The 26,792-nt window shown below is 36.4% G+C and carries 16 protein-coding genes; 6 read left to right on the forward strand and 10 right to left on the reverse strand.

Going from position 1 to position 26,792, the window contains the following annotated elements:
• Positions 1-52: 52 nt before the first annotated feature.
• The gene (locus ACZLO7_RS19710) at positions 53-4,660 is read right to left on the reverse strand and encodes a S8 family serine peptidase (RefSeq protein WP_464939540.1); all 4,608 of its coding nucleotides are present in this window, start codon (positions 4,658-4,660) and stop codon (positions 53-55) included.
• A 566-nt stretch (positions 4,661-5,226) separates the two neighbouring features.
• On the opposite strand from ACZLO7_RS19710, the gene ACZLO7_RS19715 reads away from it, so the two are divergent.
• The gene (locus tag ACZLO7_RS19715) at positions 5,227-6,585 is read left to right on the forward strand and encodes an erythromycin esterase family protein (RefSeq protein WP_464939539.1); all 1,359 of its coding nucleotides are present in this window, start codon (positions 5,227-5,229) and stop codon (positions 6,583-6,585) included.
• 143 nt (positions 6,586-6,728) lie between these two features.
• Here ACZLO7_RS19715 and ACZLO7_RS19720 read toward each other — a convergent pair whose 3' ends face one another.
• The 7 genes from ACZLO7_RS19720 to ACZLO7_RS19750 form a co-directional block, all read right to left on the reverse strand.
• Entirely contained in the window at positions 6,729-8,183 is a 1,455-nt protein-coding gene (locus tag ACZLO7_RS19720) for an IS1182 family transposase (protein WP_511261349.1), read from the reverse strand.
• Positions 8,184-9,042: 859 nt separating this feature from the next.
• A complete protein-coding gene (locus tag ACZLO7_RS19725; protein WP_464938063.1) occupies positions 9,043-12,426 on the reverse strand; it encodes a toxin-antitoxin system YwqK family antitoxin in 3,384 nt (1,127 codons plus the stop codon).
• Between the two features lie 605 nt (positions 12,427-13,031).
• A complete protein-coding gene (locus ACZLO7_RS19730; RefSeq protein WP_464938062.1) occupies positions 13,032-13,856 on the reverse strand; it encodes a hypothetical protein in 825 nt (274 codons plus the stop codon).
• Between the two features lie 503 nt (positions 13,857-14,359).
• Positions 14,360-16,924 (reverse strand): GW dipeptide domain-containing protein, encoded by a 2,565-nt coding sequence (locus ACZLO7_RS19735; RefSeq protein WP_464938061.1) that lies wholly within the window; start codon positions 16,922-16,924, stop codon positions 14,360-14,362.
• A gap of 481 nt (positions 16,925-17,405) precedes the next feature.
• Positions 17,406-18,959 (reverse strand): glycosyltransferase, encoded by a 1,554-nt coding sequence (locus tag ACZLO7_RS19740; protein ID WP_464938060.1) that lies wholly within the window; start codon positions 18,957-18,959, stop codon positions 17,406-17,408.
• Positions 18,960-18,990: 31 nt separating this feature from the next.
• The gene (tagH, locus tag ACZLO7_RS19745) at positions 18,991-19,797 is read right to left on the reverse strand and encodes a teichoic acids export ABC transporter ATP-binding subunit TagH (protein WP_464938059.1); all 807 of its coding nucleotides are present in this window, start codon (positions 19,795-19,797) and stop codon (positions 18,991-18,993) included.
• 23 nt (positions 19,798-19,820) lie between these two features.
• Entirely contained in the window at positions 19,821-20,630 is an 810-nt protein-coding gene (locus tag ACZLO7_RS19750; protein ID WP_464938058.1) for an ABC transporter permease, read from the reverse strand.
• Positions 20,631-20,964: 334 nt separating this feature from the next.
• Here ACZLO7_RS19750 and ACZLO7_RS19755 point away from each other — a divergent pair, with 334 nt between their 5' ends.
• The 3 genes from ACZLO7_RS19755 to ACZLO7_RS19765 are packed head-to-tail and all read left to right on the forward strand — an operon-like array spanning position 20,965 to position 21,618.
• Positions 20,965-21,132 (forward strand): hypothetical protein, encoded by a 168-nt coding sequence (locus tag ACZLO7_RS19755; RefSeq protein WP_464938056.1) that lies wholly within the window; start codon positions 20,965-20,967, stop codon positions 21,130-21,132.
• Positions 21,104-21,361 carry a hypothetical protein gene (locus ACZLO7_RS19760; RefSeq protein WP_464938055.1) on the forward strand — a complete coding sequence of 86 codons (258 nt, stop codon included), beginning with the start codon at positions 21,104-21,106 and terminating at the stop codon, positions 21,359-21,361. The genes ACZLO7_RS19755 and ACZLO7_RS19760 overlap by 29 nt, the downstream gene beginning before the upstream one ends.
• A gap of 11 nt (positions 21,362-21,372) precedes the next feature.
• Positions 21,373-21,618: a hypothetical protein gene (locus tag ACZLO7_RS19765; RefSeq protein WP_464938054.1), complete on the forward strand. Its 246-nt coding sequence runs from the start codon at positions 21,373-21,375 to the stop codon at positions 21,616-21,618.
• On the opposite strand, the gene ACZLO7_RS19770 is transcribed toward ACZLO7_RS19765, so the two are convergent.
• Positions 21,608-22,786, reverse strand: a complete 1,179-nt coding sequence (locus tag ACZLO7_RS19770; protein ID WP_464938053.1) for a CDP-glycerol glycerophosphotransferase family protein — start codon at positions 22,784-22,786, stop codon at positions 21,608-21,610. The genes ACZLO7_RS19765 and ACZLO7_RS19770 overlap by 11 nt on opposite strands.
• Positions 22,787-23,388: 602 nt before the next feature.
• Between ACZLO7_RS19770 and ACZLO7_RS19775 the strand changes: the two genes are divergently transcribed.
• Positions 23,389-24,546, forward strand: a complete 1,158-nt coding sequence (locus ACZLO7_RS19775; RefSeq protein ID WP_464938052.1) for a CDP-glycerol glycerophosphotransferase family protein — start codon at positions 23,389-23,391, stop codon at positions 24,544-24,546.
• Between the two features lie 156 nt (positions 24,547-24,702).
• Positions 24,703-25,101, forward strand: coding sequence for a glycerol-3-phosphate cytidylyltransferase (gene tagD, locus ACZLO7_RS19780; protein ID WP_427749355.1), 399 nt, complete (start codon positions 24,703-24,705; stop codon positions 25,099-25,101).
• A 92-nt stretch (positions 25,102-25,193) separates the two neighbouring features.
• Here tagD and ACZLO7_RS19785 read toward each other — a convergent pair whose 3' ends face one another.
• Entirely contained in the window at positions 25,194-26,723 is a 1,530-nt protein-coding gene (locus tag ACZLO7_RS19785) for a glycosyltransferase (RefSeq protein WP_464938051.1), read from the reverse strand.
• Between the last annotated feature and the right edge of the window lie 69 nt (positions 26,724-26,792).

Below are 26,792 nucleotides of genomic sequence, written 5' to 3' on the forward strand. Positions count from 1 at the left end.
TGGTAGATAAGAAGATGGGAGGCAATTTCTGCCTCCCCCTCTCATTCTTTTATTAGTTAACTGTAAATGATTCTAATTTGCTTGAATCGGCTAGTGGAATAGGATTGTTATCGTTATCCCATACAAACACTTCCACTGTGTATTTACCTTTATCAAATGTTTCTAGTGGGATATCTACTCCAAAACGATTTCTCGATTTGCTATTAATCTCCTTAGAGTTCACTTCTTTAAAGTAAACAACTGCACCCTCTTCATCTTTAACTTGGAAGGCAACTGTAGGATTCAATGTATTTTCCCCTTGATTTTTTAGGTTTGTTTTGATGCTGACACTGCTATCTGTTGTGAAGGAATTAGCCTTTTCACCTTTTGAATCAGTTGTTGAAATGGATTCAACGCTTACAAAATAATTTGAAACCTTAAAATTAGTTTCAAGCTTTTCACTATCAGCACTACCAGCTGCACCAATTAATAATTTGTAATCACCTGTCTTAGACAAAGTATCAGGTGTAAAAGTACCTTCATATGTTTCACTTTCAGCAGCAGTTTCTAAATCTAGTACATTTCCTTCTGGATCAATAACTTTAGCTTCCCACACAATTGGTTCCGAAGCCTCTGCACGAATATTTGCAGGATTTTCAACTGTTACATCACCACCGCCATTTGAAATCTCTAAAGATTTTACAAATGGTGCTTTTAAAGCGGGCCCTTTATAAATTGATATAGTTTTCTTAGTCAAATGACCTGCAAGATCTGTAACTTCGAAAACAACATCATTTCTTCCCTCATCTAATACTAATTGAACTTGTTGATCGTGTGTTAAAGCTCTCATTTCATATGGCTCTTTGAAATCATTTGTATATTCTTCGCTACCATTTACTAATAAGCGTAGCTCATCAAAGTTATCCGCAACTGTTACTGTAACAGTAGGATCCACACCTTTTGTTGTTTCTTTAGGTTTTTCACTTTCAGTTGCTCCATTAGGTTCTTTACTTTCTGGTTCTTCCTTAGGTTGTTCACCCTCAGTTGCATTATTAGGTTTTTCACCTTCAGTAGAGGCAACAGGTTCTTTACTCTCAGTACCTTCTTTAGGTTCTTTATTTTCGTTAGATTCTTTATTTTCTTTTGGATCTTTACTTTCTGGTTTCTCAATAGAACCTTCATCACCAGTAGCAACAAAATTATTGGCTGGTAGGTTACTTACAGCAAGTGTAGGTGCTTGTGTATCTATCATTACTTGTCTTCTAAATTCAATTTTATTGCCAACTTTATCTGCCCCTTCAATATAAATATCATGGACACCATCTTCTGTGAATGTAATATGTGTGGCAAACTCATGCTTTTTTGTCACTTCGTTGTACTTTAATTTTACATCTTGTGAAGTAGGGTTTAATTTTTCGCCCTTAATTTTTAGGTAATCTACATTAGATGCATCTGTTACATAACCAGTAAATGGTACTTCACGTGTATCATAGACACCTAGAGCTTCCGGAGTATCAGATACGATGTAAGGGATTGTGTTGTCTCCAGGACTTGATGTTTCTTGATCACTATGGTTAAACGCATAGTCATATGCAACAACTTTAATGTCCCCTTTATCATCAACTTTCCCTAGATTCACTTTAAATTCATTGCTAGTACCAGGGTTTAATTGACCTAAGAGCTTTTTATTTACATATACCTCAAGGTATTGTAATCCACTACCTTTGTTGTCAGTAGCATTGAAAGAAAGAATGCCTGATTTACTGCTGTAAGAAAGGTTTGAAACAACCGGTGCTGTATTATCCACAATGACAGGGATTTTAGTAATTTGTTGGTCTTTCCCTGCAAAATCAACCTGTGTTTTTATTTGATAATAATATGTTCCATCAGCCGCGATATTGTTTTTCAGTTTACCATCCCATTTTGTATAAGACGGTTTATATGAATAAATAGAGCTATCACTTTTACCATTATGGTAATTTTTGCGCTGTTCTTTATCAGTTCGAAGTTTGCGCAATACATCGCCATTTGCATCTGTAATTGCATATTCCACTGTTTTACTATTTCGTAAAAAGGAAAGTACAGGTGCTACTGCTTCATTTTTACCATCTCCATTTGGAGAAATAGCAATCAAATCTTTGCTGTATTTTTTAGTAAACGGATTGTGTCCAAGATAACTTCCTTTCTCATCCACCGTTCCTGCAGCACCATAATAAGAGCCTGTGTCATAAATCATTTGATCTAACACTGGTGGTTTATTCCAATCGCCTTTAAAACCTAAGTATGGAATTGATAAATCCGGTAATACGACATCTTGTGATTCATTTGTAAGCGTGATAAACCCTTCCACAAAATATCCGTTCTTTTGAATATTTTCTAATGCTGTTTTTGCATTAGAAAGGTCAACTTCAACAGTAATATCTTTGGATCCTCCTCCAAATAAAGTAATCTTCGGAGTATCTATCTTTACTACTGCGCCTTTAATCACTTGTTCCTTCAAAGCATTACTTGTTGATATGCCCGAACCTGTTGTTGCATCAGTTAAAACAGATGCTCCTACATTATAAGTTGCCTCTTCTTTGCTGAAGTTTGTAGCAGTAACAGTCATTCTGAACTTGTCTGTACCGATTTCCTTCAGCTCAACTTTACCTTCATTTGTGCCCTTCGCTTCAACAAATACTGGCGTTGTCACTGCAGCATTCAATTGCATTAATCCTGCACCTTGTAAACGCGGTGAGTAAGCAATATTATCATTTGATGCATCCGTTACAATTTTAGCGGTATTCATCAGTAGTGTTTTCGCACGTTTCACTTTTTCTACACCTTTTAAACCTGGGAACAGTTCTTGAACCTTTTCCAATACAAGTGCTGCACCACCTGATACATGTGGCGCCGCCATCGATGTCCCACTCATGGCACCATACTTATCATCATTAAAAGTCGAGTAGATTTGTCCGCCTGGAGCAGTAATCTCAGGTTTCATCTCAAGGTTCGGCGTGACGCCCCAAGAGCTAGAAGCTGCCATTTTCCCCTTTGAACCATTAACAACTGTAGCCGTTTTTCCACTAAAGTCTACTTTCCCTGTACCACCAGCTGCTTTGATTTTCGTTTCTAAAGTAGTCCCATCTGCTACACTTAAAGTAACAAGGGGAATTGTTGGGTTATTTAATGCCATACTAACGTAATCACCATGCGCTGCTGTTCCTCTAATAATGACACCTGCTGCGCCTGCTTTTTCAGCTTGTGCTTGAATTTCTCCATAGTTTGGATTAGCTGCCGTTCTGACTGCGAACACTACTTTCTTTTTTACATCTTTGCCTTTATATTGAGCTTCACTGCCATCACCAACGTAGACAACATCCTTTTCAGTCCCTTTTCCAAATACATCTAAAGGCAAGGGAGAAGACTGCGTTTTATAGGCGATTGGAAGTGTTTCCGAACCTATTTTCAATGTCATCTGATCTAACGTAATCTTGTCATTCTCAATGGAAGCTACTGATATTGAATTAGCAGTAAGTCCAGGAGCACCAACTAGTCCAATATCAGGATTCGCTGCTAACGGATTTGTTCCATAATTATAGCTAAATTGACTAGAGTTACCAGCAGAAATTGACATTAATATACCATTTTCAACCGCTTTTTCAACTGCTTTCTGCTCTAAACTATTTGAATCAACAAAGCCTGCAGTTGATCCTAAACTCATATTCAAAACGTCCGCACCAAGAAGTATTCCATCATCAATGGCTTTAATATAAATATCACCAAAAGTTGTTGGCATCGCTGGGTCATTACCAAACACTTTAAGTGCCAGTAATTGAGCTTGTGGAGCTACCCCTTTAATACCGTTATCTGTTTCATCACCATTCGCGCCTACAGTACCAGCAACGTGCATTCCATGCATAGAAGCATCAGGTCCAAGATCCCGAATTTCGTTGTTTTTATCGGCATAATTATAACCGTAAGGAACCTTTAACGAATAATACTTACCAGGAAGATTGCTATTCTTTACAAAGTCAGCCACTTTTGCTGAAGATAATTTATGTTTGGCATCTTCTTGTAAAACCATATCTTTATGTGTATTATCGATTCCTGTATCAATGATTCCAACGACCATACCTTTTCCATCATAACCAGCATTCCAAGTTTGAATAGCTTCAACCATGTCTTTACTTGATAGCATTGTAGGCTTTACAGTTGGTCTCTCGTACTCATTAACAATGCTCACTGATTCAACATTCGGCAGTTTTTCAAGTTCTTCAATTTGACTATATTCAATTTCTCCACTAACTCCATTGACGACCGTAGTGAAGGTATTTTCCACATCAAAATCTATTTTTTCTGCTTTTACTTCTGTCATAAATTCAGATTGTTCTTCCTTCACAACATTTTGTAATTCGTTTTTCTTTTCTTTTCCTAAATCTTTATATCTGATACCTCGTTTAGTAGAGTAGGTGATAGCTGGGTCTCCTTCCAGTTCCACAACTACCCTTACAGTGTCACTATCCTTATACTCCTTCGTGGCTTCTTCAACTTTTTTGTCCGATTTTTCAACCTTAACTAATTTGTCCAGATCACTTGTTTCAGCTTTTGCAAAACTAGTGCTAAAAGCAACATTCGAAACAGTTAATAAAGAAACTAAACCAATAATTGCACTCTTTCTCAGCTTTCGAATTTTCTCCATTCGTTTCTCCCCTTTTTCAAATAGTGGAATAATGAACCCCCCGCTCCTCTCTATTGGAAATAAACCTAGTAATCTAATTTCAACTATTTTACTAGGTATACAAAATGTAGCATTACAAATTTAGCTAGTAAATAGCGAATTTTGTAATATTTTGAATATTCCAAATTATATTTACATTCATTAAAATATTTCTTTTACATTTATTTTCTTTATAAATTCAAATTGTTTAATGATGCATTATATTAATTACTTTAAAAATAAAATATCAGAAGATTATCACAGAAAATATAAAAATATTAGATAAATTTCTACTTTTTTCGCTGTTTTTCTACATTAAAAATAGTCATGGCTAAATTGACATGACTACAGATATTTCATAACTATTTAATTAACTTAATCGCTTCTTTTTTTGATTTCTGTTATATGTATATTTCTAGCGGATGCGGTATTTTAATTGATTTAGATACACATTAATTGAATTTCTTGCCAATATTTGTAGTTATTGTTACGATGGATAGGGCATTAAAAGACAATAACTCAATGGTTTTGAAGGAGGAAAACAATCAATGAATGCAAACAAAATATGTACCGGCGTTATGGCAGCGGGACTGGCAATTTCTCTATTACTGTCGCCGGTAAATGTCTCTGCTACCTCGCAGAAAAACACAGAACTGAAGCAAAATATTCGAGAAATAAAATCTCTAACGTCAAAGGATTACAAGGATTTAGCGTTTCTAAAACCTCTACTAAAGGATAAAACCGTCGTTAGCCTCGGTGAAAACTTCCATCGCGTAGCAGAATACAGCAGTATCAAAACAAGGCTGATCAAATATTTACATGAAGAGCTTGATTTTGATGTCATTGCTTTTGAGTCGGGGCTTGGCGATTCTTTTGCCGCTTATGAGAATGCAAGTTCTTTGACTTCTAGAGAAATGATGGAGCGCTCTATTTTTCCGATATGGCATTCCAAAGAGACGCTTGGTTTGTTCGATTATATTAAGAAGCAGCGTGACACGGACAAGCCCTTGTACCTTGCCGGCTATGATATGCAGTTTACGTCAGGGCATTTAACGCAATTTATCGGGAATTGGATTTCCAAAGTAGATAAAGATCAGGGGAAAAATTATGTAGAATTTGAACTGCAAGGGCTAACCGATTTCTATACAGTTCTCAACAAATATGGCATGGATAACGATAATAATCCTCAAGCCAAGAAGGAAATTAAGAAAGTGAAAGATGAATACGAACCGAAATACAAAGCATTGATCCAGTTCATAAAAGATAACAAAGAACAGCTTGCTACGGCATATCCTAAAAACCCTCAAATGGTTAATATCGCAGTAAAAACGCTGGAAGATCGCATCAAGTTTATCGAAATGGGGATGTACAGTGCTAAGGAAAGTTATGAATTCAGAGATCGTATCATGGCTGACAATGTAGAGTGGTTAATGAAAGAGATGTACCCAGGTAAAAAGGTAATTTTATGGGCGCATAACGACCATCTTGCGAAGAATACTTCCAAGATCGCTACGAAAGAACATGGAAAATGGATAAACAGCTTCACCAGCATGGGAGAACTACTTCACAAAAAGCTGAAGGATAAGGAATATGTGATGGGTCTGTATATGAATAGCGGTAAGGCTAGTACAATCACGACTCAGAAGCTCTTCAATATCAAGCCTATGCCTAAGGGAAGCTTAGAACATCTGATGATGCAGAGCGGCTATAAAGTTGCATTCGCCGATCTATCCAAGCACAAATCATCGAATAAAAATAACGCTTGGATGTTCAAACCCATTTATGCTGCAGAGGACGGAATGACATCCGAGATTATAACACCGATGTCAATGAGGTTTGTTCCTAAAGAACAGTATGACGGCATTATCGTCTTCGATAAAGTGAAAGAGCCGACTACGAAGTATTAAAGCGCCATTTATTGACTCCGGTATTGTGCGAGGACACTGAAAAACTTACGTTTTTTATAACTCTTGGTTTTTTAGAAAAAAAGAAGGCACATTCCGTTCGATTTGAACAGAATGTGCCTTCTTTCCTTTCCTATTTCTTACTTTTACTCGTTTAGAAGTTTTAATATCCGTTTGAGATTCACCGCAAATATCGTTGTTGCACCTTGAATTTCCATACCAAATAGACCCACTGATTTTGCTGTTTTATAACCATGTGGGTTTTTAATTTCACTATTTTTTGCTTCAATTTTATAACGTTTTTTCGAAAGGGTTTTGAATTCATCTGTTTCTTGAAGACGAATTTGCTCCTTATGTTCCATAGATTTAACTCTGATAGAGTATGTTTTACTTTTTGATCCTTCTTTATAGCACCCTACGCGCATTGGGCATACTTTACATTTTTCTATATCAAATGAGTATGTTTCTGCTTGATTAGCTCCTTGATTTTTCTTTCCAGTTCGTGCTTTTCGAATAGCCATATGACCTGCTGGACATACATACATTCCTGCATCTTTATTAAATTCAAAGACTACTTTTCGATGGGAAGTTTCTCCGGTAATGTTTGGGTTTAATTTTGAAATCAATTGAAACTTTTCTGCTTGAGCATATTGTAAATTTTCTTTCCCAGAATAAGCTGTATCTCCAATGACAGTACCAATTTCCATACCCGTTTCTTTACTTTTCTTTACTAACTCTTTAAGGTAATGTCCATCACTTTTTTCACCCGTTGTCACAATCGAAGCTGTAATAATACGTTCATCACTCATCGCAATATGTGTTTTGAAACCAAAAAAAGCTGAATCCGCTGATTTATGTCCAACACGTGCATCTGGATCAGTTGAATAGCTCAGTTGTACATTATAATCGTCTATCACTTCTTTCAATATATTTAACTTTTCTTTCACAGCTGGTATTTGTGCTACTTTTGATTGTGTTTCTACCACTTGAACGACCTGACGGCAGTAGTTTAATTCTTCACTTACCTCATTAGAGGTTGGTTTTATTGGAAATTTCCCTTTCATATCTTCATCCAGGTGATAGACCGCTTTTCGTACATTTTTCGATTTTTCTTGTAAAAATTCTTTCGGTGATTTTTGATTGTAACGAGCTTTTGTATGTGTCGCATCGACAATAATCGTTTTACTCGTAATAAGACCTTTCTCTAACGCAATTTCAACTGTCTTACCAATCAATAAATCTAATAAATTCATGTCTTGAAGACGAAGACGACGGAATTTTGTCAGGGAACTTGAATCTATGACATCTTCTTCAGGTGCCATATCTAAAAAATATTTGAAGGACATATCGTATTTTGAACGTTCAACTAGGTCGGCATCCGACAGATCATGTATCGCTTTTAACAGTAAATATTTGAACATACGAATAGGTGGAATAGCATTTCTACCATTATCCAAACAATACTTTGATTTTAGTTCGTCTAAAATAAATGAAAAATCAACGAGTTCATTGATTTGGCGAAGCATATTATCTTTTGGAATGATTAACTCATACAATGCCATATATGGACTTAAATTTAATGTTTCTTGTTTGGAAATCATGGTCTCACCACCTCTAGTAAGTTTTTCTTATTATACTATAATGAGAGCAATGAAAGAAAAAGCGATTGTGAAAACGTAAATCCGTTTCTCACAATCGCTTTTGTTATCTTGTGGACTTTTTCAGTGTCCTCGTATTGTGCCGGAGTCATTTTCTTTAAACTTAACTGTGGCACTGATTGATTTGGGTTATGGTACCGATTGATTCTTATGATTAAGAAAATCTTTTCTTTTGATCCTTTTTTGAAAGGAACTGTTAGTAAGAACTGTCGTGAGTTTCCCTACCCAAATCATTGAGTCACTTCTTCAATTACTTCTCCATTTTTCATCCAAACAGTACTCAATTATTCAGAATTTTCATATAATATGATATTACTCGTTAAGTACACATCACCTTTTTTATCTATAAAATTAGCTGATGATACGAGAACTTCAAAGGTAAGTTCTTCATTGCATTCTCTGGTATTAAGTTTGTATCTAATTCATCTCGATACAATTCTACTGTTTCATAACCAATATCCTTGTTATACTTCTTCCTTAGTAACCTTTTCTAGAGCTAGCAAAAGACGTCCTAGAGTCGTAATCTTATTCACCTTCCCTTTCAATCACATTTTGTTTTTGAAGCTCTTTTACCTTCAATCATCTTTCATTCCTCCTCCAATAAAAATAGCCCTATACCAATGGCATTAGGGCTTCTGATTCAATCATGATTATGATATATATTTGAAATCTCACTTATTACGGCAAACAGAAAACCCCTAACCTCCGAAGAGATTAGGGGCTAGTCACTAGGACTTATTCTGTATCAATTGTTCAAACAAACGTGAAATTCACGATTGTTTGGGTGACTTGCACCGATTGATTATTTAGAAGGAACTACTGATGTTGTAGTTGGTAATGTTTTACCAGTTACAGTTAAACCAGTGATAGATTTGATAGCTTTAGTAATATCTAAAGCATTTAAGTTTGTATCTTGTAGTGTTACTGTTTTACCATCAGCAGATACAGTAACTTTAGCTTTATCAACAGTTACTGTTGTTGAATCAGCCAATGTTAGAACTACATCATCTGCATTGTTATGAGTAACTTTTTGGTCAAATGATAATACTAATTTTGCATCAGCAGCAAGTACTGTATCTTTACCACCAGTAAGCTTAATTTCTTTACCAATCAATGCAGATGCATCGCCTGTTAAAGCATTAAGTGTAATTGCGAAACCAAGACTATGAGAAGCGAAAGCCTCAACATCTGTTTTTACGCTTTCAAATGTAGCTGTAACTGCAGGATCAAGAACAGATGCATTAGATAAATCAACTGTTAAAGTTTTAGTATCTACATCATATGAAATAGTGTTTGTTACATTTGTTTTTAATGTATCTACAAATTTCACAGTAATACCATTGTAAAGAACTCCTTCTTTACCAGCTGCTGCTTCTACTACGAAGTCTTTAGAATCAACAGTAACTTTTCCATTAGCTGCTAATGCAGAAACACCAGTTACTTTATCAGTATATTTTGCACTCAATAATTTAAATTCTACATCGATTGCTGCTTTCAATGTTGAAGCATTGTAAGTTGTTCCTGAAGCAAGTGCAGTTTTAATATTAGTAGCTACAGTATTTCTTACAGTGTCTGATGAAAGATTTTTGAATAGCTCAAGATTCGCAAGAGCAGCTTTTACTTCAGCCTCTGTAGTTGCTACGTTTACTCTATCAACTACTGCTTGAGTAATTGTTTCAGAATTTGCACTTACGATTTCAAACGATACTTTATCTCCATCTTTTTTGTAAGTAACTGTAGTTCCTTTTGAAACTAAAGATTCGAATGTAGATTTATTGATTTCTACACCTTTATCATTTTTGAATGTAGCATTTGCATATGATACTGCATCATAAGTAGTACCTAATGCAATTGTTTGTTTTTCTGTATCAATAGCTCTTACTACACCAGTGTGAATTGCTGGTAACTCACTACCCTTAGTAAATGCAATTGAAGCTTTTTTGTCTGGTAAACTTACTTGTGAAGCAGAAGCATTTACAGTTACGTTAGAAGCAACATTATCAGAATGAATTCTTAATACTGCTTTACCTCCAGATGCATTTACGTTTACAGTTGCAGTTGTACCTTGTTTAACTACTTTTTCGCCAAATGGGCTACCATAAACTGTTACATCAGAGAAATGAGCTGTTACTTGGTAAGAAACTTCATAGACTCCAGTTCCAGCGTAGTAATCAAATTCATTTTGATCTACAGAATTGTAACGGAAGTAAGCATCTTGAGTAGTTGGTAATGTAGTAACATCATCGCCTTTTTCATTTGTAACACTTAGAACAGCATTATTAATTACTGCATTTACGAAGTAAGTAGTTTCACCTACAGTTTGTAAATCTGCTTTGTCTAACCCAGCTTCTTTACCATTTTCTAAGTAAACAGTTGGTGCTGCGTAAGCATCACGGTCACCTACTAAAGTAAATGTCGCTTCACCTTTAGTACCTTTTACTTCAATTACTTGAGTAACAGCTTTTGCTATTGGTTTTCTAGTTGTACCATCTAAAATGTAAGCTTTTTTATCAGTGCTATAGCTACCTTCTGCAAATGTTACATATGCTTTAGTACCAGCTGGAGCCACTTTACCTTCTTTATCAGTAACTGTTACAGTGTATTTACGTCCACCTTCACCAGTACCTTTGCTATTAGCATTGCCAACATTAATTGCAGCAGCGTTTTGAACACCTTCAGCTTTAACTGCTAAACCTAAAGTATGGCTAAGTGCAAATGTTACAGTTGGAGCTTTAGCTTGTAATTCAGTAGCATCTAGTTTATCACCTTTAGAACCAGCATCAACGAACACGATTGGAGTTACAGCGGCATTAGAACCAGTAACTGTGAATGTTGCTTCACCGTTTGCATCTAATTTAACACGTACTTTATTTACTCCACCTGTTGTTACTTGAGATGGGTAACGATCATTTGTATTAAGACCTGTATCTTCAATAAATGCATCACGAACTAATTTGTCAGGAGCTACATTTACGTTTTCAGCAAATGCTACGTTTACGTATTTGTAATCATCTGTTGTGATTGAATTATTTAAAGTTTCTAAAGCTGAATCTTGAGCTTTAATTTTGTAAACTTTTTTAGATCCGTTAGCTAAAGCGTTACCTGTTGTTACTTCAGTAATAGTTAAACGTTCAGTATTACCCCAGTAAACTTTAGCTGCAGTAGCTTTTACTGATGCGTTACCTGTTGGGTAAGCTTCTACAGTATCATCTGTATTAGCAACATATTGAGTGTAAGAGTAAGAAGCTACACCGTTAGCATCCGTAAATGCTTCAGCAGTGATTTTCTTACCGAAGTCACCACGAGAAGTATCAGCAGAGTTAGTGATGTTGAATGTTACTGCGATACCTTCTTTAGATTGTCCAGCTGGAACATCAACTTGAGTTTTAACAGTTACTTCTTTACCGATAATTCCTTGTAATGAAGGAGTTTGGTTAGTGATAGCTGTTGGTAATACGTTAGATACACCTTTAAATGTACGTGATTTCACGCCATCAAGAGCTACAGTGTAAGTTTTACCACCAGTTTGAGCAGCAGTTGTTAATACGATAACTTTATCGTTAGTTTGTTTAACTGCAGCGTTAGTAACTTCTAAGCCTTCGATTACGAAACGTCCAGCTGAGATATCGCTAGCTTTTTGAGCTTCTGCGAATGTTACTTCAACAGTTGTGTTGTTAATAGCTTTAGCTGCATCAACTACAGTTTTAACTACAACACCGTCTTTGTATAATTTTTCTACGCCTTTGTAAGTTACGATACCGTTAGCGTATTTACCTTTGATAAATAGTTTACCAGAGTTTTTACCAAGACCTGTTAGTAATTTACCATCTTGGTACCATTTTTTAGAAGAACCGCTTCCTACCCAGCCGCTACCTTTTTTACCAGCTTTGTAGTATACGTTTTTGTAAAGGCCAGTGCCTTTTTTACCTGTTTTGTAATAAGTATTTTTGTAAAGACCAGTGAATTTCTTACCGTTCTTGTAAAGAATACCTTTGTAAGATTTGTAACCTTTCACCGCTTTACCTGATTTTGCAGATACCAATTTACCTTTAGAAACTTTTACAGTTGCTGCTTTTGCGAAAGCTGTATCAGCAGCACCAGATACTGCGAATGATCCTGTTAATACTGCTGCACCGATTGCTAGTGATGCGACAGGTTTTACAAATTTTAGATTGAATTTACCCATTATTAAAAAATCCTCCCTTATTGGATATGATTAGCATTTCGCTGTTTTTTTTTGTTCATCAGCTAATCATGCTTAGCCTAATTATCGTCCATAAATAAGAGAATTTCCACCCTTTTTTCTTCCATAGATTTGTATAAAACAGCTACTTTAATACTATAATGATATGTTTATCAATATTTTTAGTAATATTGAGATATATTAGCAGTTTCTTACAAGCACTATGGTATTCTTATGATTTTGACTGTAAAGTTAGTCATATAATACCATTATAGGTATATTTTTAACAAAATACTAAGATTTTTACCATTACCTTAAATAGCAGTTACTTTTCTGTAATATACGATACATACTTCATGAGAAGCTATCCGCTCTACTCTGTATCCTTATCAATCTCATCGTTACTATTCAAATAGAGTTTCTTCCTATTATATAGCAATATTCTTAGCATTCATTCATAAATACGTAAGCGCTTTCATCTTATAGTTTATAATTTATATGAATATTCTTTTACTAGCATGCCTATAATTCCATTACAAATATTACAGCCTGCATACGTTTTGTTACAGGCTGTAATATTCTTTCAGTACTACTAGTGACGCCGATTCCTACTTCATAGTATTCACTTTTATCGTATAAGGTGCTTTATCGTAATCAGATGAAGTTCCGAAATATACTCCACTTGATACATTTACATAGTACGTTCCTTTATCCACCGTTACTACTCCAGTATGAGTTAATGTATTGTTTAATGTTTTCATCTTCAGCCCTTTGATTGTTTGTTTCTTGCTATTTTGTAGCGTAATTTTAAAAGGTGCTTTTAGTTGTTTCTTTACTGTAATTTGAAGCTTTGTCTTTTTTGGTACTGTGACTTTATAGTAATCTTTCATATCATACATTTTGATGTCGGCTTTATATGTGCTGCCAAGCTTGATCGGTGTTGCAGTACTTATCGTGTTATTGTTTTCTTTTTCGTAGTTGGATGCTGCTTTGAAGGATACTTTGAATTTTACTTTCTCTACATTTCCTTCTGTGAAGGCTAATACATAGTATGTACCTTTTTTAACACCGACCGAATCTTTCATAACTGATTTGTTATAATCGGCTTCCTTTGAACTGATGGCGTAGCTAATAATTGGTGAATTTACTTTAGGATCCATTACACCTAGATCTTTTATGCTACTCATAAGGAACAAAGTGAATTCTTTGTTTTTCGGGGACTCAATTTGTAGCTTTGCAACTCCATCCTTAGGAATATTCACTTTGTACACATTACCGCCTTCTTTGTTTTTATCCATTATTAATGTTTTAGATAGCGTTTTGTTTAGTGGAATTCTTTCAAAATATTCCTCTGCATGGCTTATATTACTGTTTAGACATACAGATATAATAACCATCACCGCCATCATTACCATATACTTCATCATTTTCATTTCTTTCATCTCCAATCTATTTTGTTCGTTTTTTATTATACTAGGAATTTGGCTTAAAACCAATATTATCCATATAAATAGTTTGGTTGGAGTTGTGGATTGCTGCGCTATTTGGTGTGTTTGTTGCTCTAAGTGAGGTGATTGTTGCGTTAAGTCCGACGATTGTTGCGCTAACTCGATTGATTGTTATTTAGCAGAATATTCACGTCCTAATTGGTGGTGAATTTTCGCTAAAGTGAGCAACTTATACAGCTAGGGATCTATTTTTAGCAAAAAAGATTGGAAAGCTGCTATTTATGTCGGCTTTTTGAGTATTTGAGCTATGGGCGATTTTGAATGCGGGGCTATTATTGCGCGTTTTTATGTGAGCTGCTTGGATTATTGCAGTATAACCATGTCCTTTTAGTGCGTTATTTGGTGTAATTTGCGGCGTTTTGGTGGGTGCCGATGTGATTCCTTTTATATAATAAAAGCCCCCTTGTGGTTGCAAGGGGGCTCATACATTAGAATGTTGTTAATAGGCTTCCACTGACCCATAGTTTTTTGCCTGATTTAGGGGCGTATACTTGGTACCATGTGTCTTTTCCTACTGTTTCTTTTTTCTTGTTGCCGAAAATTGTGTAAACGTGTTTAAGTGGCGCGTTATTTGGCACTACTTCTTGAATTGTATTACTTGCTGTGGCACCTGCACTTGAGCGTAGGTTTGATTCGTCTTTTGTGAATGATAGATTGTCTAGCGTAATCTCATCTGTGCGTACCCAGCCTTGTGTGCCATTGTATGAGATACGTAACCAGCGAGTGTTTTTGCCGCTGTTGTTTTTAAAGTCGCGTACATCTGTATGGTAAGCCTTTAATGTGATCACTTGTGCTTTACCGTAAGTACCAATCTTTTTAGAATACGCGTAAGGCATATAATAGATGCTCAAGCTACTCGCTGAGACTGTTGCTGTTACGTCAGTTGGTAATTTTAAGAATTGTACTGGTTGTGCTTTAGACTCTGGCAGAATATGATTATATTCTTTTGGAGCCGTCATAACTTTTGTGCTTGCTGTTTTACTGCTATAGTCAGAGGAACTATAAGCTTTCATCTGTGCCATTAGATTGGCGATTTTACGACTCCACTCTTTGTCTGTCGCATATTTTACATTCATACCTAATAATGTCGGGCCGTTGTAATAAGCACCTGTAGTAGTTAAGTAATCACGATAGATTTTAAATGCATAGGCGTTTAAGCCGTCTTTTCCTGTTGGGAAGTACTTCGCACATGTAAAGGCACATGTGTCATAAGCTTGGAAGCCAAAGTAGTTGTTTTTATATTGTGAAATGGCTGAACCGCCCCAACCTGTTTCTAATATTGCGTGAGCTAACATGAACTGTGCGTTAATACCTGCTTCATTTTGAATTTCTAAGAATGATGGTACTAGCTTGTATAGTACATTGTCTGTCGTTTTTCCTTTACTAATAAGGAATGAACGCATTTGAGTTGCCGTTAGGTCTGTTGATTTTCTTAAGTTTACTGCGATGTATGGATTTGTTTCTACGTACGCTGAATTGATCCATACTGTTTTGCTTGATAAAGTTCCTTGGTACCAAGTACTTGAGCCAACTTTTTCAGTGCGCGTAACTTTGAACGCTTTTGCACGGTGGCTACTTAAATTGTAGACGACGTTATTTGTTGTACCGTAAGGAATGTTATATGCACTGTTTGTACCTGCAATGTAAGTTGTGAATTTAGTTGTATTAACTAGTGAATTATCGTAAGTATTTACATCACTTGATTCTACCCAACCGACTACAGTTGAGGATGTGCCGTTTGCGCGGTTAATTTGGTAATACTCGCTATCTTCATATGACGCTTCTTTTTTAATATAAAATGTTTCGTTTGTGTATGTGCTATTTGCTAAGATGTAGTCTTCTTGTTTTGTGATATCTTTGTAGATTTTCACGGTTTTACTTGAAAGGCGACCAAGGTAGTTCACATCAGTTTCTTCTGGTTCTGCTGCTACTTTCACATATGCCTTTGTGTATTTTGATGAAATCCATATTGTTTTTGTACCAATTTTACCTTGGTACCAATCTGTGTTGCCTATTCTTTCAGTTTTTGTTACGACAAATTTTGCGTTTTTATATTTTGTTAGGGTTTTGATAGCAACATCATTTGTGCCGCCCCAAATTTTCGTATAGGCTGAGCCAGTTCCTGTTAAAGAAAGAGTTTTAGATTTTGTGCTGATGGCTTTATGGTTATAAGCTTTCGCATCTGTTGACTTGATCCAGCCGATGACTCCTGATGCTGCACTTTCTTTCGTGCTTAGTAGATAGTACTTGCTCCCTTTATATGTAGCCTTCTTTTTAACATATAAAACGGTGTTGATATTGCTTGTACCTGCTTTTGTATATGTTGATGCTTTAGTGATATCTTTGAAAATTTTAGCTGAACTACTATTAACTTTAGCGACAAAGCTTACGTTAGTTTCTACTGGTTTTTCTGCAGGGACTGCTGAAGTATCTACAGTTGGCTTTGTTGATAGATGGCTGTTGTGAATCCAAACTGTTTTACCGTTTAGCTTACCTTGGTACCATTTGCTTGTAGACGTAATCGCTGTTGTAGCCGAGAATTTTACGTTTTTATATGTTTTTAGTGATGTGTAGATAGCATCTGTGCTTCCCCATGGGCTAACATATCCTCTACCTGAGCCTTTTAAGTAGAACGTTTGGGCTTTTGTAGAAGTAACGCTGTAGTTTCGGATTTTAAGGTCTGTAGATTTCACCCAACCTAGTTGTGTTTTTTTCGCATCTCCGAATTTGTAGATGGCATAGTATGTAACACCGCTTGTTGTTGCTTTTTTATCGCTCATCATTACTTGCTTTGTTTGAGCTGTTGTTGTGGCTTTGCTTGTAGACTTTGCATCAGGTTGTTTATAGATTTTCACTTTTGTAGATTTGATAACTGAGATTTTGCTGATTGCTGTTGTTTTGTAGCTTTCCGCAGCTTGGGCTCCGTTAGCTCCAATGACGAAAATAGCTAGTAGTAATGTGCAAATGAGAGTCCATGTGTGTTTTTTTATCATTTTCTACTTCCTTTCTTTTTTCACTTTAATAGATTCGTATTAACGTTTGACACTTTGGAAACTTAATTGGTGCTGAAGGGCGTACTAGAAGAGCTCAATTGTCTGTATACAATGGCCAGTTTTATACAGAACAATAGACTTTTGCCTTATATAAACGAGGTTACTAGCTTACATGCATTCCATTATATAGTAAATTATATTAAAATTGTGTTGTAATACTTAAATTAGTTCTTTTTTATCACATCTTATGACTTATGTAATTGTCTATATGTTTAAGGAAAGGAGATAATTTGTATCGAAATGTGTTAACTTTCCTGATGTGTATATCGGCCTATTAGCATTCTCGTTAAGTATAGCTTATTAATAGTAGAGATTGTCTTTACGATTATGTTACAAAATTGTGAGATGGCGTATGTTGTTCATCGTTTTTTATTATTTTATGATGTTTTTGGAATAAAAAAAGAGCTGCCAGGGGCAACTCTTAGTTTTCTTGTGTATATAGATTGTGATTTTCATCCACTACGTCTTGTAGTAATTTTGACCACTTTTCATAGTAGCGCTCCGATGTGTAATCTTTTAGCACAGTGTTATGTGCTTCTTTCCCCATTTTCACTACTAAATCATGGTTATTTAATAGATGAATGATTTTCTTCGCTAATTGTTCACGGTCACCATTTGGGACAAGATAGCCATTTACACCGTCTTCGATCACTTGAGATGGACCATAGTTGATGTCATAGCTTATAACTGGTGTCTCATTTGCAAGGGATTCTAGCATCGCCAAGCTGAAACCTTCATACGCTGAAGTAACTAGTGAAATAGATGATGCAGCTAGTACTTCATGTACTTTGTTTGTGTAGCCTTTAAGCTCCACACTGTTTTCTAACTTGAGGTCTTTGATCAGTTTATTTAGCGACTCTTCTTCATTGCCATTGCCATAAATGTTCAACTTCGCATCTGGGACTTGTGCTACGACTAGTGAAAAAGCTTTAATCGCTTCGTCTAATCGTTTTTCAGAGCTATAACGCGCTATCATTGACACAAGTTTGGGATCCTTTTTGACGTTCAAATCATTCACATCTACACAGTTTGGGATGACATGGATATTACCACGGTTACCAATTTCTTTGTGTAGATCAAGGCGTTGTTGCTCCGTAAGCACGACGATCGGATACCCCTTTGGAATGGCATCGAGTTTTGCTTGGTACACTGATCTATATGAACTCCCCAAACCATAAGGTGCTGAGAAATGATTTGAGTGTAGCATATAAATTTTGTAGACAAGTTCATCATCAATAGATGTCACACGCGTTGTTGGTGCGGAGCCATCACAAATGATGATTGGTTTGACAACTTCTACGCGACACATTTCGTTTAGCCAGAAATCATGAAATTCTTTGCTAGATGGGAAATATTCGACCTTATCATAATCTGGACTGAATAAGTATACTTTTTGAAGCTTGCCACTTTTGTTGTTATACCAAAGTGATAAGAAGCAAAAACCATCTTCCGTATAGAAACGTTCTTGATTCTTTTTGTTGTTACTTGGATGATAAAGGACTTCGCGTTGAAGGAATCCCGTATGATGAAATTCTTCGCGACGTGTGCGTACTCGGTTATCATCAAAGTAATCGATAAAGCTGATTGTGCCATCTTCCTGCCACTTTTTGTACTTTATATATGTACCGTTTTGGAAGTAGCGCGCGAATTCTCCACCATCTTCTACCCAAAATCCTTCTTCGAATTTCTTGATTTGTTGTTCGAATTTGGCTTGAGCTGCAGGTGACATCTTGTTCTTTGTGAACTTTCTTCTATAGTAATCATAGACGTTTGTTATTTTAGCGCTTTTCGGAAGTTGCCCTGATAGCTTCAGTTCTTTTTCAATGATGTCATAGTTAAATTTGAAATCCATTGTAAGGAGTTCAATATCGTATTCATCATTAGCAAAAAGGCTGGCGCGCTTGAGCATAACTTTGTTGATGCCGCCTTTTTCGATGTCCATATCCCATGCTGTCATGAAGATTTTTCTTTTCATTAGGGGTTCACATCCTTTCTAGTGCTCTTATTTATTTCTTTTTTTTCGATCCATATTTACGACGATCTGCAAGCTTTTGTTGGAAAGCCTTTTGATCTTCGTATGAAAGCTTGTTGTAGTGTTTGATGAAATCATTGTAGTTTTTCATCACAATGTTCGTTGGGCCGAATTCTCTTAGTTGCCCGCCTTCAATCCAAGCGATTTTGTTACAGAAGCTCGTTACTTGTCTTAAGTTATGGCTGACGAAGAAAATCGTTTTACCGCGTTTTTTATATTCATTCATCTTAGCTAGTGACTTATCCGCAAAAGTTTGATCCCCTACAGATAACGCTTCATCGATGACAATAATATCAGGGTCTGCTGTGACACTGATAGCGAATCCCAGTTTAGACTTCATACCACTAGAGTATTTTTTGACAGGCTGATAGATGAAGTCACCTAGTTCTGAGAATTCGACAATCTTCGGTGTCACTTCATCAATTTTCTCTTTGCTATAGCCCATTAGTAGACATTTGAATTCGATATTTTCGATTCCTGTTAGTTGGTTGTTTAAACCTGCATTAATGGCGATGACATTGACCTCACCTTTGGCAACGATTTCACCAGATGAAGGAGGAATAATACCGCCAATGATGTTACTAAGAGTAGATTTACCAGAGCCATTTATACCTACTAGCCCTACTACATCTCCTTCTTCGACAGCAAATGATATGCCATCTATGGCATTAAAATCCGAGCCCATTTTCCCTGGGAAAAGTAAGTCACCGAATTGTTCTTTTTTTGATCTATACATACGATATTTTTTTGTTACATTTTTTATAATGACTGATTCTGCCATGTTTTATGTCCTCCATATTACTTTTAAATAAAGTCAGAGAAACGGTTTCTGAATTTATAGTGTGCTGATGAACCAATGATCAATAGGACGAGAATAAGTCCCCAATTATATAGCGTTAATTGCCAGTGCTCAACAACATACCAATTGTTATACAGTAGTGATGCGCGGTATCCATTTGCTAAATAAAAGAATGGATTTAACGCCAATAATCCTTGTAGCCATTCAGGAAAATTCCCACTACGGTCCCATAAGATTGGTGATAAGAAGAACATCCCCTGTAAAACGGATTGGATAAGCATCTGTACATCACGAACTACAACTGTCAGTGTTGAAGTTAATAGTGTAATACTAAATGCAAAAATATAACTCATCGCTAGGAAGTAAATAAGCTGAATATAATAAATACTTGGGGCGTAACCCTTAATCCAAAAAACGACCATAATGCCGCCCACTAATGCTAAGTGACCGTAAAACTTCCCAGTAATGATGTAACTCGGTAGTACGGATAACGGGAAGTTCATCTTGGCGACCATGGAATACTTTTGATAAATTGCTTTTGAACCATTTAATATAGCTTTATTGATAAAGAACCACATCGAGATCCCTGCAAGCATCCAGTAGACATAGGGCACTCCGTCCAATGTTGACTTTCCACGTAAACCTACGCCGAAGACAACATAGTACATGGCCATTTGAATTGCTGGATTAAGAACTTCCCAGATGAAGCCCAGATAGTTATTCTGATTATCAATCTTTAGTTGGAACTTTGCTAGTCTTTGTACCATATAAAAAGATGATATTTGTTCTTTAACGATTTTAATAAGTGCGTTCATATTGTTTTTCCTCAATTCCTCGAATTTCATTAAGGGATGATTTTATCGCATTGTTTCGTTTAAATGATAGCTTAGGTGTTGAATTATCGATTACCAGGACGCTATTGTTTTCGAAAAGATGCTTTCCACTTTTTTGGCAATACTATCTTCCATCGTTATATAGCTTTTTTAAAAGTCTTAAAAGTGTATGATAACGGCATTTTATGACGCCAAATATTTTATATATTACCATAAAAACATACATCATAGTATATCATATAATAGCCTTTTATTCCGTTTTGAAAACGTAATTAGTTGAGAGAATTTTACAGTTGCGTTGGTGGGGTCACGGGGTTTGGCGCTACTCGTGATGGGTTTGGCGCTACTTGCTGGGTTTAGCGCTACTCGCGGCGGCTTTGGCGCTACTCGCGGGGGCTTTGGCGCTTCTCGTGATGGGTTTGGCGCTACTCGTGAGGGCTTTGGCGCTACTCGCGATGGGTTTGGCGCTACTTGCTGGGTTTAGCGCTACTCGCGGCGGCTTTGGCGCTACTCGCGATGGCTTTGGCGCTGCTCGCGATGGGATTGGCGCTACTCGCGATGGGTTTAGCGCTACTCGCGATGGGTTTGGCGCTACTCGCGATGGGTTTAGCGCTACTCGCGGGGGCTTTAGCGCTTCTCGCGGGGGCTTTAGCGCTTCTCGCGATGGGTTTGGCGCTACTCGCGATGGGTTTAACGCTTCTCGCTGGGTTTAGCGCTACTCGCGATGGCTTTGGCGCTACTCGCGGCGGCTTTGGCGCTACTCACGGCGGCTTTGGCGCTACTCACGGCGGCTTTGGCGCTACTCGCGGGGGCTTTGGCGCTACTCGCGATGGGATTGGCGCTTCTCGCGGCGGCTTTGGCGCTACTCAGGCTTATCTTTTTTCCCCTTATGAATTCTATAAGAAAAAAAAGCGAGGAGAAAATAGTGAATTTTCTCCTCGCTTTTTTTATGTTTGGTGTTATTTTTTGAAGACTTGGTTGACTACGCGTTCTGAGGCTTTGCCGTCTTCCCATTCGCAGAAACGTTCTGCAAAGCGGTCGAATTGTTCTTTTGAGTGGTGGCCATCAGTTAGGGCACGTCCGATTTCAGAAAATAGCTCGTCCTGTTCTTTGACGATTAGTCCTGGTGCGTCTGCTTCGATGTCGATGTAGAAGCCACGTAAGCGGTCGCGGTAATCTTCAAGATCGTACATATAGAAAATAATTGGGCGATCTAGGATAGCATAGTCAAAGAAAACAGATGAATAGTCAGTGATTAAAAGGTCGCTGACTAGGTAAAGGTCTGCAATGTCATAGTAGTTGGAAACGTCTTTGATGAAGTCGCCGTATTGAGCGAAGTCGAAGCTTTCCGATACTAAGTAGTGCATGCGAGCAAGTAGGACGAAATCGTCTCCGTATTGCTCTTTTAGTTTTTGTATATCGAATTGGAATTCGAATTTATATTTCCCTTTTTTGAAGAACTGGTCATCACGCCATGTTGGTGCGTAAAGAACGATTTTCTTGCCTTCAGGGATGTTTAATGACTTACGGATTTTCTCGATTTTGCTTGGGTCCGTATTTTGTAATGCATCATTTCGTGGGTATCCTGACTCGATCACTTTGCCTTTGAAATGGAATGCACGTGCTAGAATTTCTCCTGAATATGCATTTGGCGCGATTAAGTAGTTCCAGTTTTTTGACTCAGCAATAATGTTTTTGCGATATTTGTTTGTTTTAGTACCTGGCATAAATACTTCTTCAATGTCGGTACCCAGTTTTTTCAGCGGTGTACCATGCCAAGTTTGTAGATACGTCGTTTCTTTCGGTCTTGGCATCCATTTTGGTAAGCGGACGTTGTTGACCCAGTATTCTGCACGAGGGAAATTCAGTAACCACTTTAATGAGAAACGTCTCATGTATGGTACACCCATTTCTTCAAATAGAGGTATACTGTCTTTTGCCACGCTCCAGATTAGTTTGAATTCTGGATTATTTTCTTTCATGTATTCATAAATTGCACGCGGATTATCGCTATAACGTTTTCCGTGGAAACTTTCAAATACGACTAAATTCTTCTTTCTAGATGTTCTAGATAGGAATCTAAATGCTTTTGTAATTAGCTTTTTAGTGTATTTACTTTTCTTTATTTTCTTAAACAACTGGATCCACTCTCTCTTTTCATATTTACATTCTATGTGTTTTAAGTTCATTTATCCCAAGCTATATTTTATCATTAAGCATTAGAAGAAAAAACCATTAAACGTTTTATTTTTTGCTATTCGACTTAGCAATCAACCGCTTATATTATTTGTTGACATGACCCTTGAACTAATTTATCACCATTATAGAATAGGCGTATTGTATACGGTAATCATATATTGAAACAAATTCCCCTTTATTACACCTCTTTATTAAGCTCACGGCACTATTTCATATTAATATTTGTTATGTATTATTAAATTTTTTAACAAATAATTTTGTAAATATTCCATCTTACTTATTAATTTTTCGACATATATATACTTCTACGATAATACCATACGACCATATTATTCAGTATAATTTTTCTTGTTTTAACGATAAAAATTTCTGTGTTATACAACTATTATTTCAGTTATACTTAATAGAAGTTATTGTATATAATTTCTCAATTATAATACATCTCACATTATGGTAATCAAACATAAATATACAAATAGTCGTGTATGTAGAAGGATTTCTTAATGATTATACATTGAATTGTAGAAAAATGGGTGACTGAATGTTAAAGGAATTTATTATATTTATATATTTATTTTTAAATTGGATCGTTTTTTTACTTTTTAAGATTTTGCCACAGAAAAATAAAGTCATATTCTTATGTGACTTTGGGGATAACGCGCGACTTGTCATACGAGAGTTGCAATCACACGGGTTTAAAGAGGTTTATGTACTGAAGACTGGCAAATGTAAAGATGACTTTTCCGATTTAGGATTACCTAATGGGCATGTGGTGGATTTTCGTGCATCTAATATTGGCGGCTATTTGAAAGGTTTATATCATTTAGCAACGGGAAGTAAGGTATTAGTTGATAATTATTTTGCCATTTTAAGTGCAGCGTCGTTTCGCCAAGGTGTCGAATGTATTCAGCTATGGCATGCAGCTGGCGCAATTAAGAAATTTGCGCTTCAAGATCCAAGTATTATGTTCCGTTCACCTGCAGCTGTAAAACGATTTGAGAAGGTTTATGGGCGAATGACGAAAGTAATTATTGGCTCCGATAAAATGGTGCCTATTTTCATGTCTGCGTTCGGAATGCGCCAAGATCAATTTTTGCATTTTGGGATTCCTCGAACAGACTTTTACTTTCAACTAGAGGAAGAGTCTATTGCGAGAAGTGAAATTCATGAGTTATATCCCCAGTTAGCTGGGAAAAAGGTAATTTTATATGCACCGACTTTCCGCGACCAGCAATTGTTAGAACAAAAGATTCCTTTGAATTTTGTGGAAATCATGAATTCACTTGGAGAAGATTTTGCAATGGTGATTAAGTTACACCCAGCTGTTGCTCATAATGCTGAGTCAATTTCCCACCCTGCTATTGTTTCTATTGCTAATGATGTACCAGTTTCAAAATTACTGTTTGTGACAGATTATTTGATCAGTGATTATTCTTCGATACCATTTGAATTTGCTCTACTTGGTAAACCGCAAATTTTCTATCCTTATGATTTAGAAGCATATGAAATGGAACGCGGTTTCTGGACGGATTATGAGCAATTGGTGCCTGGTCCAGTAGTTTCAAATGATGAAGAACTAGTTTATGTTCTATTGAATCATGAATTTAATCAAGAGCAGGTTGAATCTTTTTCAAATGACTGGAACGCTTATTCTGATGGGCATGCTAGTGAAAGATTGGCAATGTATTTGATGAAGTAAATATTCAGTGACGAGCTTTCCTTTGGGAACCTTATTTTAGTTCTTGTCGTTTCTTATTCTATTAAGACTTTTTAAGAAGATTTTCTATAGAAATGAATTTGGCATTTCTAGTTAAATATAATATAATACCATTTAGTATTATGATGGAGGCACACTATGAAAAAAGTAATTACGTATGGTACATTTGATTTACTTCATGTGGGACATGTTAATATTCTACGACGTGCGAAAGCTTTAGGAGATTATCTTGTTGTTGCTATTTCTTCTGATGAATTTAATGCTTTAAAAGGGAAAAAAGCTTACTATAGTTTTGAGGACCGTAAGACAATACTTGAGGCGATCAAGTATGTTGATGAAGTAATTCCGGAAGATAATTGGGAACAAAAGGTTCTAGACGTGAATGAACATAATATTGACACATTTGTTATGGGCCACGACTGGGAAGGTAAATTCGATTTCCTAAAGGATCATTGCGAAGTAATTTACTTACCTCGTACTGAAGGTATTTCTACAACTAAGATTAAAAAAGATTTAAATGCTCAAGTAACTAAGTAATTAATTCGTTTTAACAAACCACCTGCTCCTTTATTGGAGAGGTGGTTTTTGTCTTGTATAGGGTAAAACAAAAAGGCCGCCTTAGCGACCTTTTAATTTAGTGATGTGACTTTATTAAAAAGGTTGGTCCATAGCTCGTATTGAAGTTCAGGCGAATATTTAGTTTGAGCAGTACGGTGTGCATTTTCTCCCATTCTTTTTGCCTCGTCCTGATTTTCTAGCAGGTAGATAATCTTTTCCGCTAATTGCTCGCGGTCTTTATTTGGGACAGCATAACCATTCTTTCCAGCTGAGTAAAATTCATCTAAATAATAGTTAGTTTCGTAAATGATTACGGGTGTTTTATTAGCAAATGACTCTAATGCTACCATGCTAAAGCCTTCGTATTTTGACGTTAGGACACTAACAGAAGCCTTTGCTAATACTTCTTCTATATCGCTAGTATAGCCTTTTAGTTCTACATTTTTTTTCAGTTTTAGTTTTCGAATAAGCGCTGATAATGCACGTTGTTTTGGTCCTGTACCATAAATATGAAGCTTAGCGTCAGGTACGTCTTGAACAACCGGCGCAAACGCACGAATCGCTTCTCCAACAGCTTTCCCTTCATCTAATCTTGCTACGACTGTAACAAGAAGTGGATCTTTTTTAGCCATATCCACATTTTTCACTTCGATTGCATTTGGAATGACATAAATGTTGTTGTAGTCTCCAAATTGCTTAATAATATCTTCTTTTTGCTTTTCGGTTAGGACAACTACAGGATCGCCATTCTCTAAATTCTCTAGCATACCTTTATGATGTTCTTTGAGCTCGCTACCGTAAGTATATGGTGCCTCAAAATGGTTTGTATGGATCGTATAGATACGGTTCGCTATATCTGATTCCATACTGCGAACTTTGCTTGCTGTGCCTGCTCCGTCGCAGATGACGATTGGCTTTTTAGGCTCATTTTTGCATAGTTCGTTTAACCAATGTACATGGAATTCTTTGTTATTAGCAAAACTTAATACTTTTTTTGATTCTGGATGGAATAGATATATTTTCTGTTGCTTACCCGTTTTATGGTTGTACCATCTCGAAAGATAACAAAAACCATCTGGTGTGTAGTGAAGCACTTGATTAAGCTCGCTATTAGACACATGATAATAAAGTGTACGGGCAATGTAGCCATCGTTATGAAATTCATCACGTTTAATGTGAATTTGTTCGGATGTGTAGTAGTCGATGTATTTCAGTTTTTGATCCTTGCCCCACGCCTTGCATTTTACATATGTACCTTTTTGAAAGTAGTGAGCTTCTTCTTCGCTATCTTCTACTTGATATCCTGGTTCAAATTTTTCGCTAGCTAGACGATAGCTTTCAATACTTTCAGCAGTAGGTTCACTTGTTGTGTAGCTATTTTTATAGTAATCATAAATGTTCGTAATTTTGACGTTTTCGGCAAGTCTGCCTTCTTTTTTTAGTTGTAATTCTATTTCAGAATAATTATCTTTGTAGTCTAGTGTGATTAGTTCAGAGTGATAGTCAACGGTATTTAATAAGCTTGCTCGTTTGTACATGACACTATTAACGCCATATTTAGCTACGTCAATGTCCCAAATAACCATGAATATTTTTTTCATTATTTCACTACTTTCTTTTTGGGTGTGTTTGTTAAGGTCTACTATACTCTGTTTTCGACTCTGAATTCA

This window comes from Viridibacillus sp. d25.2 (genome assembly GCF_055456015.2).